Annotated in this window: 14 protein-coding genes and 1 tRNA gene; 3 read left to right on the forward strand and 12 right to left on the reverse strand. The window is 53.2% G+C overall.

Going from position 1 to position 13,751, the window contains the following annotated elements; genetic code table 11:
- Window positions 1-25 precede the first annotated feature (25 nt).
- The 3 genes from G549_RS0115795 to trxA are packed head-to-tail and all read right to left on the reverse strand — an operon-like array spanning window position 26 to window position 1,799.
- A complete protein-coding gene (locus tag G549_RS0115795) occupies window positions 26-220 on the reverse strand; it encodes a Trm112 family protein (protein ID WP_036223089.1) in 195 nt (64 codons plus the stop codon).
- Complete coding sequence (locus G549_RS0115800) at window positions 220-846, reverse strand: LON peptidase substrate-binding domain-containing protein (RefSeq protein WP_027835840.1); 627 nt, start codon at window positions 844-846, stop codon at window positions 220-222. The genes G549_RS0115795 and G549_RS0115800 overlap by 1 nt, the downstream gene beginning before the upstream one ends.
- 11 nt (window positions 847-857) lie before the next feature.
- A complete protein-coding gene (trxA, locus tag G549_RS0115805) occupies window positions 858-1,799 on the reverse strand; it encodes a thioredoxin (RefSeq protein WP_246778390.1) in 942 nt (313 codons plus the stop codon).
- Between the two features lie 232 nt (window positions 1,800-2,031).
- On the opposite strand from trxA, the gene G549_RS0115815 reads away from it, so the two are divergent.
- A tRNA-Gly gene (locus G549_RS0115815) sits at window positions 2,032-2,106 on the forward strand.
- A gap of 94 nt (window positions 2,107-2,200) precedes the next feature.
- On the opposite strand, the gene G549_RS0115820 is transcribed toward G549_RS0115815, so the two are convergent.
- The 4 genes from G549_RS0115820 to G549_RS0115835 all read right to left on the reverse strand — a co-directional run bounded on the left by G549_RS0115820 (window position 2,201) and on the right by G549_RS0115835 (window position 5,660).
- Entirely contained in the window at window positions 2,201-2,398 is a 198-nt protein-coding gene (locus G549_RS0115820) for a DUF2783 domain-containing protein (protein ID WP_027835842.1), read from the reverse strand.
- Window positions 2,399-2,409: 11 nt separating this feature from the next.
- Window positions 2,410-4,023, reverse strand: a complete 1,614-nt coding sequence (locus tag G549_RS0115825) for an FAD-dependent oxidoreductase (protein ID WP_027835843.1) — start codon at window positions 4,021-4,023, stop codon at window positions 2,410-2,412.
- A 24-nt stretch (window positions 4,024-4,047) separates the two neighbouring features.
- Window positions 4,048-4,998 carry an MBL fold metallo-hydrolase gene (locus G549_RS0115830; protein ID WP_027835844.1) on the reverse strand — a complete coding sequence of 317 codons (951 nt, stop codon included), beginning with the start codon at window positions 4,996-4,998 and terminating at the stop codon, window positions 4,048-4,050.
- Between the two features lie 230 nt (window positions 4,999-5,228).
- On the reverse strand, window positions 5,229-5,660 hold the full coding sequence (locus tag G549_RS0115835) for an Lrp/AsnC family transcriptional regulator (protein WP_027835845.1): 432 nt from the start codon (window positions 5,658-5,660) through the stop codon (window positions 5,229-5,231).
- 150 nt (window positions 5,661-5,810) lie between these two features.
- Here G549_RS0115835 and rocF point away from each other — a divergent pair, with 150 nt between their 5' ends.
- Window positions 5,811-6,737 carry an arginase gene (rocF, locus tag G549_RS0115845; protein WP_027835846.1) on the forward strand — a complete coding sequence of 309 codons (927 nt, stop codon included), beginning with the start codon at window positions 5,811-5,813 and terminating at the stop codon, window positions 6,735-6,737.
- 47 nt (window positions 6,738-6,784) lie between these two features.
- Here the strand turns inward: rocF and G549_RS0115850 are convergent, their stop codons facing one another.
- Window positions 6,785-7,222 carry an Lrp/AsnC family transcriptional regulator gene (locus G549_RS0115850; RefSeq protein WP_027835847.1) on the reverse strand — a complete coding sequence of 146 codons (438 nt, stop codon included), beginning with the start codon at window positions 7,220-7,222 and terminating at the stop codon, window positions 6,785-6,787.
- A 149-nt stretch (window positions 7,223-7,371) separates the two neighbouring features.
- On the opposite strand from G549_RS0115850, the gene putA reads away from it, so the two are divergent.
- Window positions 7,372-10,935, forward strand: coding sequence for a bifunctional proline dehydrogenase/L-glutamate gamma-semialdehyde dehydrogenase PutA (putA, locus tag G549_RS0115855; protein WP_036223093.1), 3,564 nt, complete (start codon window positions 7,372-7,374; stop codon window positions 10,933-10,935).
- Window positions 10,936-11,349: 414 nt separating this feature from the next.
- On the opposite strand, the gene rplS is transcribed toward putA, so the two are convergent.
- The 4 genes from rplS to rpsP form a co-directional block, all read right to left on the reverse strand.
- Window positions 11,350-11,865: a 50S ribosomal protein L19 gene (gene rplS, locus G549_RS0115860; RefSeq protein ID WP_027835849.1), complete on the reverse strand. Its 516-nt coding sequence runs from the start codon at window positions 11,863-11,865 to the stop codon at window positions 11,350-11,352.
- A gap of 183 nt (window positions 11,866-12,048) precedes the next feature.
- Complete coding sequence (gene trmD / locus G549_RS0115865; protein WP_027835850.1) at window positions 12,049-12,744, reverse strand: tRNA (guanosine(37)-N1)-methyltransferase TrmD; 696 nt, start codon at window positions 12,742-12,744, stop codon at window positions 12,049-12,051.
- The gene (rimM, locus tag G549_RS0115870; protein WP_027835851.1) at window positions 12,744-13,286 is read right to left on the reverse strand and encodes a ribosome maturation factor RimM; all 543 of its coding nucleotides are present in this window, start codon (window positions 13,284-13,286) and stop codon (window positions 12,744-12,746) included. The genes trmD and rimM overlap by 1 nt, the downstream gene beginning before the upstream one ends.
- 44 nt (window positions 13,287-13,330) lie before the next feature.
- Window positions 13,331-13,729: a 30S ribosomal protein S16 gene (gene rpsP / locus G549_RS0115875; protein WP_027835852.1), complete on the reverse strand. Its 399-nt coding sequence runs from the start codon at window positions 13,727-13,729 to the stop codon at window positions 13,331-13,333.
- Window positions 13,730-13,751 lie beyond the last annotated feature (22 nt).

Genomic DNA, 13,751 nt, shown 5'->3' on the forward strand with positions numbered 1-13,751 from the left:
CGGACAGGATTGAGATCAAATAGGATTAGCACAACTCGTCCTCTTTGAGGTGGCGGGCGCCATCGAGCACCATGAGGGGAACGCCCTTTTCGATGGGAAAGGCCAGCCGCGCGGCGTGCGACACCAATTCTTTCCCATCTGCTGAAAGTTCCAACCGCGTTTTCGTAAACGGGCAGACCAGCATTTCCAGCATTTTGGGATCGATATTGTGATTTTCCATTATTGCATCGTTTGGGTTGGGTCGCTGCGGGACATTTCAACCTCGGCCAAAGCCATCAACATTTCCGCGCGTTCTTTTAGCGTTGCGGCTTCGAGCAAGGCTTGACGTTCGCGCGGCTGATATGGACTGGCCATCACACAGCTATTGACCAAATCTTCTGTGTCCGTGTCTTTAATTTCAGACCAATCGAGCTCAAATTCCGCAAACTTGGCGTAATTTTTCAAAACCTTTTCGAACCGCTTTCGGTCAAGCTCGCTTAAATCTTCTGGCATTTCCAAGTCGTCGCTAAAGCTTTTATAGTTGACATCGGCCACACGGTAGGGCACATCGCTCAGATCTTCGATCTCTTGCACCAAGTTAAAGCGCGAAATGCCTGTCAGTCCGATCATATACCGATTTTGTGGCAGTTCCTCGAAATGGCTGATGCGCCCCAAGGTGCCCACAGCGGACAGGGCATCCTTATCGTCGAGCGCGGGCTGGATCACACCAATATGCCGATCTGCTTTCAAGGCAGCGTCCACCATGGCCACATAGCGCGGCTCAAAGATGTGCAATGGCAGCACCGCACGCGGGAACAGCAATAACCCCTCTAACGGAAATATCGGTATGGGAGAGGGTAGCGGCATAGATTTTGATCCTAACTGAACAACAGGCCGGACAACATCCGACGGGCTTTGGCGGTGTCTGGGTCCGCAGGGCCCCACGCATCAAACAGTTCGAGCAGTTTGGTGCGCGCACCATCATCATTCCACTCGCGATCCGTTTTGATGATGTGCATGAGCATTTCTGCCGCCTTCAATTTTTCACCTTGTGCATTATAGGCCAATGCAAGGTCGAAACGTAATTGATGGTTTTCCGGATCATTGGCCAGCTCGGCTTCCAGCTTGGCCGTATCGCCCAGATTGGCGGCTTCTTCGTCGAGCTTAAAGGCCGCTTCCAGGCTTTTGTAGGACGCGCTTTGTTGTCCCTCTTCGGAGACTTTGGCCATGGTTTCTCGTGCATTGTCGTCATTGCCCATTTTGTGGTGAATGGTGGCAATGCCGATAATCGCTGCATCATTTTGTGGATCAAACTGCAGGATTTGCGAATAGATTTGTGAGGCGGTGCCAAAATCTTCCGCATCGAGTGCGCCCTGGGCCTGTTCCAACGCCGCTTCGATCTGGGCGGCGGGGTCGTTTGGATTTTGTGGGGCTTGCGAGGTGATCTTATCGATGAAGGCCTTGATTTCACTTTCGGGCACAGCGCCCATAAAGCCATCAATTGGTTGGCCGCCAACAAAGGCGATTACGGCTGGAATGGATTGGATGCCCAATTGGCCGGCGATGGCTTGGTTTTGGTCGATATCAATTTTGACCAGTTTCACCTTACCGCCAGCTTCGGTGACCGCTTTTTCGATCATCGGGCCCAATTGTTTACATGGTCCACACCAAGGCGCCCAAAAATCCACCAATATGGGGGTGGTTTTTGAAGCTTCCATCACGTCTTTTGCAAAATTTGCTGTGTCTGAATCTTTAATCAGATCATTTGGCGTGGCTTGACCATTTTGTGGGGTCAGATTGGCCTGCATTGAGAATTCCATAAAACACCTGATGGGTTGGTCGCGATTGAGATGAATGTGGCGCGGGCGATTCTGAAAAACAAGAGAAAAGCGCTAAATACCGCCCGGGAAGCCGCAAAATTCATCAGCGAAATTTAACGTTAGATCAGCGGATAACATAAAAGTTTCACAGATGCCAATTTTTGACTTGCAATTGCGTTCCTCATTAGGCATATAAGCGCCGAACGTTGATCGCAGGATCATTGTTCCGGAGGCGGGCGTAGCTCAGGGGTAGAGCACAACCTTGCCAAGGTTGGGGTCGTGAGTTCGAATCTCATCGCCCGCTCCAAATATTCGGCAATTACCCCAGCCGAAAAAAATAAAGCGCCACTAGGGCGCTTTTTTTATGTCTTGTTTCATGTGTTGGCGAAGATGTCGTTTTGCTAGTCTTTGGCCTTTGCTGCGTCGAGTGCATCGGCAAGGACATTGCGATCGCCAATATGGTTGGCGAGAATCAGCAATAGCCTTGCATTGAACGCGTCGCTTTCATCTTTGCTCAGCCCTTCATGTGCCGCCAACAGGTCAGCGTAGAAATCGTCTGCATTGGGGATGTTTGGGCTTAGGTTCAGTGTGCTGCTCATTTTGGTCTCCCTCAAACTGATTTGCCGATGGCACGGCGCACAGCGTTCGCAAAGTAATCTTTATCGAACTGTTGATGACGGGCGGCCACATGTTGGTCCGGCCGGATCAAATAGACGGCGCCGCTTTCCATGCCCAAATAGCGGGCAGCCAGCGCGTCGCTTTCCATATCGGCGCTGGATAGGGCCAAATGCTTGATCTTTATGCCATCAACCTCGAAATCATCGGGGGCTTCAGCATCAATGCTCAACAGGGTGAACGCGTCGCCCAGTTGGTTGAGCAAATATCCATCGCCCACCGGGGCATCGGGACAAGGAGAGCCGGGGCGGGTACGTGCAGGACCGTCCAGCATATCCTGAGAGTTAAGTTGGGACTGATCGTAGGTGCAGGGCACTGACAGGCGACCCGAATTCACCAGCGGACGGGCAAATTCATAATGCTCGGACAAATCCAGCACCGCATCGCGCAGCAAGCGTGACATTTCAGATTTCGGGGTGATGAAATCGGTAGAGCGGGATGAATTCAGAATATTCTCATCCGCGCCATAAATCCGCTCATCATCATAGCTGTCCAAGAGGCTTTCCGGCGCCTTGCCTTCCATCACCAGTTTCAACTTCCAGCACAGATTATCAGTATCTTGCAGGCCTGAATTGGCCCCGCGGGCGCCGAAGGGCGAGACCTGATGGGCCGAATCGCCGGCAAACAGCACGCGGCCGTGGCGGAACTTTTCCATGCGGCGACATTGGAAGGTGTAGATTGAGACCCATTCCAATTCAAATTGCACATCATCGCCCAACATAGCTTTCAGGCGCGGGATGACATTTTCCGGCTTCTTTTCTTCTTCTTTGTTGATGTCCCACCCCAATTGCAGATCAATGCGCCACACACCATCTGGTTGTTTGTGCAGCAGTGCAGATTGGCCTTTATTGAATGGGGGATCGAACCAGAACCAGCGTTCAGTTGGAAAATCGGCATCCATGATCACGTCGGCGATCAGGAAATTGTCCTCAAAGACGCGACCCACAAAATCGAGCCCCAACATTTGTCGGGCTGGAGAGGCAGCGCCATCGCAAGCGATCACCCAATCGGCTTGCAGCTGGTAAGGGCCGTCAGGTGTGCCAATGGTGAGGTCCACATGGTCGGCATGAGGTGTCATTTCGATCACCTTATTGCCGCCGCGAATTTCGATGGGTGCGCCCTGCTGCTCAAGTTCACGGGCGCGATTGACCAAATATTCTTCGAAATAATATTGCTGCAGATTGATAAAGGCTGGGTACTTATGGCCCTTCTCGGGGAGCAGGTTAAAATCATAGACTTGGCGCTCGTCAAAGAACACTTTGCCCAAATTCCATACCACACCTTTATCCACCATCGGATCGCCGCAGCCCAAGCGGTCGAGAATTTCTAAGGGGCGTTTGGCAAAGCAAATGGCGCGGGAACCAAAGCTGACCTTATCATTGTCATCAACGATGACGGCTTCAATGCCCTGTTGCGCCAAATCGATGGCGGCCGCCAGCCCAATAGGGCCAGCGCCAATGATCACCACTTTGCGCCGCACGGGTGGTTGCGCAGACTGATCAGCATGCCGCACATAAGGATAGAGCGGCGTTTCAAAAATCTTGGTCATTTGGTCTCCCCCCAAATTTGTGGCTTAGCCTTGCAAAGCTTCCCACATTTCCATGTCGCGTTCGGCGGTCCAGATGCGTGGTGTGTCGAGGCCGCGGGCTTCGTCATAGGCGCGGGCCACGTTGAACGGCAGGCAATGCTCATAAATGGCATAGTCCGCAAATTTTGGATCGCACTCGGCGCGCACTGCATCCCATGCTTCTTTTAGGCTGCCGCCACGAGCCGCAATTTTTTGCACCGGCTTATAGGTTGAAGCGACAAAATCACGAGTGTTTTCAATGGCGGCATTGACCATTTTTTCGCCCACCAATGCATCACCACGGCCTGGGGCAATGGCGTCGACATTATAGGCTTTGATCGCATCAAGCGTTGGCCCCCAATCGGCAAAATGGCCGTCGCCGCAATAGCAAGCGGAGTGATATTCCACGATGTCACCGGTAAACATAACATTTTGGTCCGGCACATAAATTACCGCGTCACCTGCCGTGTGGGCGCGGCCCAAATGCATGATCTCAACTTTGCGATTGCCGAGATAAACGGTCATTTTGTCGTTAAAGGTGGTTGTGGGCCAAGTGAGGCCGGGAATGCTTTCGTGGCCTTCAAATAGACGTGGGAAGCGTTGGAACTCGCTGTCCCAATCCTCTTGACCCCGCTCAACCACCATGGAGCGGGCTTTGTCCGACATGATGATTTGTTGCGCACCATAGGCCGAGGCGCCGAGCACACGTACGGCGTGATAGTGGGTGAGCACCACATGCGAGATGGGCTTATCGGTAACTGTGCGCACGCACTCAATCACTTTATTGGCCAAGCGCGGCGTTGCCTGCGCTTCGATGATCATGACTGACTCATCGCCAATGATCACACCGGAGTTTGGGTCGCCTTCTGCGGTGAAGGCATAAAGACCGTCGCCTACTTCGGTAAAGGAGATTTTCTTTTCAGTTGTGTCCCCTTGGGAAGCGAATGCTTTGGCCATTATATACTCCTTTGAACTGGCTGGTTGCGACGTGCCTGACGCACGTTTGTGCATCCATAAATAGCATGCAGGGATGGTATGAGAAACCATATGCTTATCGCGTTAAGCGTTAATAGTTGTTTTTGTAACTAACAAGGTGCCTTGCCGTCAATGCCGTACGCTCAAGGGCAAAATTTCTTATTGGCGGCGGCGGGCCGAACCTTGACGCATTTGTGAATCGCGTGGCTGCTCTAGTCGAGGCGAGATTTTCGCGGGGCGAGCAATATATTGGTTTCGGTGAGGCTAACGCCTTCGATCAGGCGGATGCGGCGGAGCACGTCGTCGAACTCAATCAGATCTTCGGTTTCCAGTTGGGCAATGATGTCCCATTTGCCGTTTGTCGTGTGCAAGGTGCGCACTTGCGGCAGTCCGAGCATGGTTTTGATCACGGCTTCAGCGGACCGGCCTTCAATTTCAACCAAGGTGATGGCGTGAATGCTTTTGTCATCGCGCGGCGAGCCGGTGATGATGGTGAAGCCTTTGATGACGCCATTTTTCGTTAAGCGATCTATGCGCGCCTTGATGGTGGCGCGGGACACATTGAGTGTCTGGGCCAAACTGGCCACGGGGGTGCGGGCGTCATGGCGCAAAAGGGCAATTAGGCGGGTGTCGAGCTCATCCATTGAACAAAATGCACATTAATTGGTTTCGATTTGCGAAAGCCTATCGCAATTTTGCACATATATCTATCTTTTCGTTGATCATCGGCGGCGGCATACTGCGCAAAACGCCGAAAAATGGCGAGAGCTAGGGTAAAATTTTAGGATCATAGTATGGCAAAACGCTCAATTGCATTGATTGGGGCGCCAGTTGACGGTGGCGCGGGCATGTCTGGCTGCATTATGGGGCCAGCGGCCCTACGGGTCGCCAATATTGGTGGCGCGCTTAGTGATCTGGGCTTTGCTGTCGAAGATTGGGGCGATGTGACGCCCGAACAGGTTAGTTTGAGCCTTGGTGGCCAAACTCACCATGAAAATGAAGTGGCTGGGTTTGCCCGGGCGCTTTATAAAAATGGCGTTGATGCCTTTTCCAAAGGCATGTTGCCGATATTCCTTGGCGGGGATCATTCCTTGTCTATGGGGACGGTGACCGCAGCGGCGCGCCATGCGGCGGCAATGGGCAAGACATTGCATGTCTTGTGGCTCGATGCGCACCCTGATTTCAACCGTCCGGATACCTCGCATTCGGGTAATATGCACGGCATGTCAGCGGCCTTCTTTTGTGGTGAGCCTGGATTTGACGGCATTTTAGAGCAACCGATTGATCCGGTGGATCCGCGACATTTTCATGTGTTTGGTGTGCGTTCTATTGACCAAAAAGAAGGTGAATTGCTGCGCGAACGCGGTGTCGACGTGATGGATATGCGTCATATCGACGAGAGGGGGGTCGCCAGCCTGATCCGGTCAGTGCTTGAAGCGGTGAAGCGCGATGATGCGATGTTGCATGTAAGTTTGGATGTGGACTTCCTCGATCCGGCCTGTGCACCGGGCGTCGGCACCACCGTGCCGGGCGGCGCGACCTATCGCGAAGCCCATTTGGCCATGGAGATGATTTGCGACAGCGGTTTGATGACTTCACTCGATCTCGTGGAGCTCAACCCTTATCTGGATGAGCGCGGAAAAAGCACACGCATGTTGGTCAATTTGACCGAGAGCGGCTTTGGGCGTCGTGTCTTCGATCGGCCCACCACGGCTTATTAGAATTGTTGCACCGGTAAAGTCATTTAAACCGGTACGTGGGGTGCCGCCTAAATGTCTTTCACCGTCTCCATCGCCACAAAGGTGGAGGTTTGTGCAACATGGGGGAGGGCTGAAATGACCTCCCCCAATATCCGCCTATAGGCTGAAATGTCCTTGGTACGCACTTTCAATAAATAATCGAAGCTGGCCGCAATCATGTGGCATTGTTCAATTTCCGGCGTCGCTCGCACGGCATCATTAAAACTATCAAGCGCTTTGGCGCGGGTGTCCGAAAGGGTTACCTGCACAAAGGCGATATGGCCGTTGCCCAATTTTTCATGATTGACCCTTGTGTGATAGCCTAAAATAATGCGGTCTCGCTCTAGCTTTTTGACGCGCATTTGCGTTGGCGTTTTTGACAGGCCGATTTTGTCGGCCAAATTGGCCATGGACATACGGGCATTTTTGGCCAGCGCGTTGATGATTTTATGATCGATGGAGTCCATTTGATCTGCCTTGGCGAGATATGCATGCTAAAAGTAGCTCTTTCTATCATGTTTATAGTTTTTTGTACTGAATAATTTATCTCTATAGATCAATGATCTTTTACGTATCGGATAGACTGGGCAAAACAAGCAAGGTTCTGGGAGGTCACATGTTGGACCAAATTCGTGAGACGATGCGGGCAAATCATATGCCCAATGAGGCCGAGGCGGTAAAACGCCTTGTGGACATGGCGGCGCTGAGCGCAGCTGACCGGGAAAAAATCAGCGATGAAGCCGCGCGACTGGTGCAGCAATTGCGCGATGAAGCGCAACAGGGGCTGATGGAGACATTTTTGGCCGAGTATGGCCTGTCTACCGATGAAGGCATTGCCCTGATGTGTTTGGCTGAAGCCATGTTGCGGGTGCCTGATGGCCCAACCATTGATGATTTGATCAAAGATAAGATCGTTGACGAAGATTGGTCAAAGCATTTGGGGGCCGCCGAAAGCCTGTTGGTTGAGGCCTCGACGCTGGGGCTGGTAGTCACCAAAACATTGTTGAATGACAAGCGCGCACCAAGTGTGCTCAAGCCATTGAGTTTGCTGGGGCGGCGGATGTCTGAGCCGGTGATCCGCACAGCGGTGGGCCAGGCAATGCGTATTATGGGCTCGCAATTTGTGTTGGGCCGCACGATTGAAGAGGCCCTTTCAAACGGCGCCAAACCCATGGCCAAGGGATATACATATTCCTTCGATATGCTTGGGGAAGCTGCGCGCACCGAAAAAGATGCGCAGCGCTATCACGCCGCCTATATGGATGCGATCCAACGTTTGGTGAAAGATGCGGTGCACGGCGATGTGCGGAAAAATCCAGGTATTTCCATCAAACTATCGGCGCTTCATCCGCGTTATGAATTTGGCAAACGCGAGACCATGGTGGATGAAATGGTCGCACGGGTGCTTGAATTGGTGAAACCAGCGGCCAACGCGCAAATGGGCTTGAACATTGACGCGGAGGAGGCTGATCGCCTCGATCTGTCGTTGGAGATCATTGAAAAAGTGTTGGCCGATCCGGCGCTGGAAGGCTGGGAAGGCTTTGGCGTTGTGGTGCAGGCCTATGGGCCGCGCGCCTCTTATGCCATTGATTGGCTTTATGCGCTGGCAGAAAAGCTGGACCGTAAGATTATGGTGCGGCTTGTGAAAGGCGCCTATTGGGATACAGAAATCAAGCGTGCGCAGGTTATGGGCCTTGAGGGTTATCCGGTGTTTACCCGTAAGGTGAACACGGACGTGTCTTATTTGGCCTGCGCCCGCAAATTGTTGGATATGCGCGACCGAATTTATCCGCAGTTCGCCACGCACAATGCCCATAGCGCCTCGGCCGTGTTGCACATGGCTGGGAATGATCGCGAGGGTTTTGAGTTCCAGCGGTTGCATGGCATGGGCGAAGGCTTGCACGAATCATTGCGCAGCCAAAATGATACCCGCTGCCGGATTTATGCGCCGGTGGGCGCCCACCGTGATCTGCTGGCCTATTTGGTGCGGCGGTTGCTGGAAAATGGGGCCAACTCCAGCTTTGTGAATCAGGTTTATGATAAAAAGATTCCGCCCAGCATGATTGTTTCGGACCCCATTTCTGAAGTGCAGGAATTGGACCAAATCGCCAATGACAAAATCCCCATGCCGAAGGATTTGTTTGGTGAGAAGCGATTGAACGCCAAGGGCTGGGACATTACCGATCCGCTTGAATATGCCGAGTTGGATGCGGCGCGTTCGAAATTTGCCCATCCACATCAATGGAAGTTTGCGCTGGATGAAGCGCTGGGCGCGAAGGGCAAGGTTCAAAAGCTGATCAACCCTGCTGTGCCGGATGATCAAGTGGGCGAAATTGCCAACGCAACACCTTCAGTGGTTGAAAAGGCCATCAAGCTGGCGACGAAAGGGCAAAAAGCCTGGGGCAGCAAAGCCCCGGCCGACCGTGCTGCCGCATTGCGCAAAGCAGCGGATCTTTATGAAGCGCATGCCGCTGAATTGTTCGCCCTGGCATCGCGTGAAGCTGGTAAAAGCCTGTTGGACGGTGTTGCCGAAGTGCGCGAAGCCGTCGACTTTTTGCGGTTTTATGCCAATGAGGCCGAGCGCTTGGGCGAGCAGGATGAAGCACGGGGCGTGATCGCCTGTATTTCACCCTGGAACTTCCCGTTGGCCATCTTTACGGGTCAAGTTGCCGCTGCATTGGTGGCGGGCAATGGCGTGGTGGCCAAGCCGGCGGAGCAAAGCCCCTTGATGGGTGCGCGCGCCGTTGAGCTGTTGCACGAAGCTGGCGTGCCGAAGGATGCCCTGATTTTGGTGCCCGGGGCAGGCGATATTGGTGCCGCATTGACCTCGCAACCCGATCTGGGCGGCGTGTGCTTTACCGGGTCGACCGAAGTGGCCAAGCTAATTGATAAGCAATTGGCCAAAACCTCAGACAGCGACGCGATGGTGATTGCGGAAACCGGCGGGTTGAACGCTATGATCGTTGATAGCACGGCGCTGCCGGAGCAAGCCATTCGCGATATTCTGGCGTCGTCTTTCCAAAGTGCGGGTCAGCGCTGTTCGGCGTTGCGCATGCTCTATGTGCAAGAAGATGTAGCTGACCATGTGCTCGAAATGCTCTATGGCGGGTTGGAGGCCATGCAGGTTGGCGAGCCTTGGGACATCAGCACAGATATTGGTCCGGTGATTGATGCGGAGGCGCAAAAAGAGATTTCGGATTATTGCGCAAAGCTGACCAGTGAAGGCCGCTTATTGAAGAAGATCAAAGCCCCAAAGGACGGTCATTTCGTGGAGCCGCACATCTTTAAGGTGAGCGGCATTGAAGAACTGGAACGCGAAATCTTCGGTCCGGTGCTGCATGTGGCGACCTTTAAGGCAAAGAACATCAATAAGGTTGTTGACGCGGTGAACGCGAAAGGATTTGGCCTGACCTTTGGTTTGCATACCCGCATGGACACGCGGGTTGAAGAAATTGGCAAGCGGATCAAGGTCGGCAATTTCTACGTCAACCGAAACCAGATCGGGGCGATTGTCGGTTCGCAACCATTTGGTGGCGAAGGCCTTTCGGGCACGGGACCAAAGGCTGGCGGCGCAAACTATTTGCCACGCTTCCGTGTTGCCAAACATGATCATAAGGTTGAACAAACCGGGCAGATCGGCGCGATCGATATTGCAACGGCTTTTGAGGAGATTTCCTCAATTGAGTGGGTTGATCGTGATGATCGAGCCGAAATTTTGGGGGCGGCAGAGCCGCAAATGGCGAAAGAGCTGCCCGGCCCGACCGGTGAGTTTAACCGGATCAGCTATTCCCCACGCGGCCGCATCTTGGCTGTAGGTGGCGGCAATGATTTGATTGAGCTGTCGCAGGCCGCTTTGTTGTGGGGCAACAGGTTAGTGGTTGTTGGCACGTCATTGCCATCCGAGTTGGCCCGACTGAAAGCCGCAGGCGCACCGATCAGTTTAATTGAAGGTGCTGTTGATCCTGAAAAGCTGGATGGCTTGGCTATTGATGGCATCGCGCTTGCGGGGCAGGGTGAAGGCATCGCTCAGCTGCGCCGGGCCGTTGCCCAGTTGGATGGCCCGATCATCTCCTTCGTCACCAGCCCGAATGATATTGCCGGATTTGTTCATGAGCGGGCGGTGTGTATTGATACCACTGCCGCGGGCGGCAATGCGTCACTGTTGGCGCAAACGAGCTAAGGCTGACGTTAACTGAGAATTGAAAAGGCGGCCTTCGGGTCGCCTTTTTTGCGCCTCTGGTGGGTGTTGCGTAGGCTTCCGCATCGGCGTCGCCGTTGTTGCACTGGACACGACGTGCCCGTTGCTGGCGCCCTTGTTTTTTACGCGCCGCCGTCGTTCGCTATGCTCACTATCCCGGCACCCCCGCCGATGGTTGCCCCTTACAAATGCTGTGCAAGTGAGGGAAAAGAGTGGACGAGCATAGCGAGGACCCCGAAACCTTTAGGTTTCGCGACATCGCAGGCCGATGCGCAGCATCGAATAGCCGTGAGACAAGGCAACCGCGTAGGCACCCAAAGTTGCCGTTCTTCCCCCTAAAACAAAAAACCCGGCGCAAAGGCCGGGTTTTTCAAAAGGAGAGAGAAAGAAATCAATCTATTCAGATTTGGCTTCTTCTTCTGCAGCGCTTGCTTCGGCTTCGGCCTTAGCAGCAGCTTCTTGTGCTTCTTTTGCAGCAACTTTATCTGCTTCGCGTTGGGCGCGGGCATCAGCGGCAGCTTGACGCTCACCATCTTGAATGCGCTTTGTGCGGGCATTTGTTGCTTCGAAAATACGTGCAGATTTACCGCGACGCTCACGCAAATAGTAAAGCTTCGCGCGACGGACTTTACCGCGACGCAGCACTTCGATGCTATCAACGATCGGTGAATAGATTGGGAATACACGCTCAACGCCTTCGCCGTAAGAAATCTTACGAACGGTGAAGCTCTCATGAAGGCCTGAACCTGAACGGGCAATCACAACGCCTTCATAGGCCTGCAAACGTTCTTTGTCGCCTTCACGTACGCGTACCCATACTTTTACGGTATCGCCGTGAGAAAAATCTGGAATTGCGCGCTTTGCTTCAAGCTCTTCGCGCTGCTCTTTTTCGAGCTGCTGAATAATGTTCATTTTTTCGTCCGATTGTTTTCATGCCAGTCAGAGCGTCCCGCAATTCTCATTGCCCGAGGGCCGGAAAAAGGGACGAATACACCGGTCTTGGTGTTTAAAGACAAAATTAGTCTGGCGGGCTATAGCGCAAAAAACGGACAGAGTCTATGGGTTTTCTGGCGAAAAGCGCCAAAAAGCGGGGCTTTAGGTCTTTTTATATTTGTCCCATAAATCCGGGCGGTTTTGTTTGGTCAATTGCTCAGATTGTTCTTGTCGCCATTTGTTGACCTTTTTGTGGTCGCCGGAGGTGACGATTTCGGGGATCGGTTCGCCTTCAAATTCTGCGGGGCGGGTATATTGCGGATATTCCAGCAGGCCGTTTTCGAAACTTTCGTCGGCTTCGCTTTCGGCAGATCCCATCACGCCGGGGAGCAAGCGCACGGTGGCTTCCAGCATGGTCATGGCCGCCACTTCGCCACCGCACAGCACGAAATCGCCCACTGAAACTTCGGTGAGATTGCGCTTGTCGATCACCCGTTGGTCGACGCCTTCAAAGCGACCGCATATGATCACCACGCCGGGGCCAGCGGCCCAATCGCGGGCCATTTGTTGATCAAAGGGTTTGCCCCGAGCGCTCATCAGAATGCGTGGGCGCGGATCGTTTTCCGGGGAGATATGGTCAATGGCTTTGGCCAGAATATCGGGCTTGAGCACCAGACCAGGGCCACCACCAGCGGGGGTGTCGTCCACCTTTTTGTGCTTGTCGGTGGCAAAGTCGCGCAACTGCGTGGCTTTTAGGGACCATGTGCCTTTTTCGGCGGCGCGGCCAAGAATTGATGCGCCCAAGGGGCCGGGGAAAAGGTCAGGAAATAGCGTGATGATGTCGGCTTTAAACGCCATCACTCAAACGCCTCATCATCGTCCACGATCACTTCGACAGCAGGTACAATGATCAAATAGCCTTCGGCCAAATTGATGGTGGGCACGCTTTGCTTGGTGAAGGGATAAAGATCGGTTGGGCCTTTGGCGGGGCGGATTTCCAGCACGTCGCCAGCGCCATAATTTTGCACCGCAGCAACCAAGCCAAGTTCTTCGCCATCCGGTGTGCGGGCCTTTAGCCCGATCAAATCTGTATAATAAAACTCATCTTCATCTTCGGTTTGCGGCAGGCTTTCGCGCGGCACATAGAGTTTGGTGCCGTTCAGCGCTTCAGCATCGTTGCGGCTTTTGGATTCTTCAAGCACCGCGACAAGCATGTTTTTTTGCAAACGCGCTTTTTTGATGGTGATGGTTTGGTTTGCCCTGTTGGTCAACAGCGGCGAATAGGCGGCCAGATCAAGTGGATTTTCAGTAAAACTCTTGATCCGCACTTCGCCTTTGATGCCGTGGGCAGCACCGATCTGACCCATAAGAACCAGATTATCGTTTTTTGTACTGCCCATGGCGTATTCCTTATGCAGTCAATTTCTGAAAAGGTTCAGAAGACTTACTCTGCAGCGTTTTCTTCTGCTGGTGCTTCGGCTTCAGCTTCAGCAGCAGCCTTCGCATCTTCTTCAGCTTGACGCTTTTCTTCCAAACGCTCTTGCGCTTTTTTACCTGGAAGGGCTTTTTTCGGGTTGTTGCGCGCTTCGCGCTTCAACAAGCCTTCTGCGTCCAAGAAGCGGTGCACACGGTCTGTTGGCTGGGCGCCAACGCTCAACCAATGCTCAACGCGCTCTTTGTCCAGCTTGATGCGGTCTTCTGAATCTTTTGGCAACATAGGGTTGTATGAGCCGATACGCTCAATAAAGCGGCCGTCGCGCGGTGCGCGAACGTCAGCAACAACAACATGATAATAAGGGCGCTTTTTAGAACCGCCGCGTGACAAACGAATTTTAATGGCCATTGAACTTCTCCTAATTTGGCTT

This window comes from Maritalea myrionectae DSM 19524 (assembly GCF_000423365.1).
GTDB lineage: Bacteria > Pseudomonadota > Alphaproteobacteria > Rhizobiales > Devosiaceae > Maritalea > Maritalea myrionectae.

Coding starts and splice junctions, on each gene's coding strand:
- G549_RS0115795 (WP_036223089.1), bottom strand. CDS start 220: ATGGAAAATCACAATATCGATCCCAAAATGCTGGAAATGCTGGTCTGC.
- G549_RS0115800 (WP_027835840.1), bottom strand. CDS start 846: ATGCCGCTACCCTCTCCCATACCGATATTTCCGTTAGAGGGGTTATTG.
- trxA (WP_246778390.1), bottom strand. CDS start 1,799: ATGGAATTCTCAATGCAGGCCAATCTGACCCCACAAAATGGTCAAGCC.
- G549_RS0115820 (WP_027835842.1), bottom strand. CDS start 2,398: ATGAGCAGCACACTGAACCTAAGCCCAAACATCCCCAATGCAGACGAT.
- G549_RS0115825 (WP_027835843.1), bottom strand. CDS start 4,023: ATGACCAAGATTTTTGAAACGCCGCTCTATCCTTATGTGCGGCATGCT.
- G549_RS0115830 (WP_027835844.1), bottom strand. CDS start 4,998: ATGGCCAAAGCATTCGCTTCCCAAGGGGACACAACTGAAAAGAAAATC.
- G549_RS0115835 (WP_027835845.1), bottom strand. CDS start 5,660: ATGGATGAGCTCGACACCCGCCTAATTGCCCTTTTGCGCCATGACGCC.
- rocF (WP_027835846.1), top strand. CDS start 5,811: ATGGCAAAACGCTCAATTGCATTGATTGGGGCGCCAGTTGACGGTGGC.
- G549_RS0115850 (WP_027835847.1), bottom strand. CDS start 7,222: ATGGACTCCATCGATCATAAAATCATCAACGCGCTGGCCAAAAATGCC.
- putA (WP_036223093.1), top strand. CDS start 7,372: ATGTTGGACCAAATTCGTGAGACGATGCGGGCAAATCATATGCCCAAT.
- rplS (WP_027835849.1), bottom strand. CDS start 11,865: ATGAACATTATTCAGCAGCTCGAAAAAGAGCAGCGCGAAGAGCTTGAA.
- trmD (WP_027835850.1), bottom strand. CDS start 12,744: ATGGCGTTTAAAGCCGACATCATCACGCTATTTCCTGACCTTTTCCCC.
- rimM (WP_027835851.1), bottom strand. CDS start 13,286: ATGGGCAGTACAAAAAACGATAATCTGGTTCTTATGGGTCAGATCGGT.
- rpsP (WP_027835852.1), bottom strand. CDS start 13,729: ATGGCCATTAAAATTCGTTTGTCACGCGGCGGTTCTAAAAAGCGCCCT.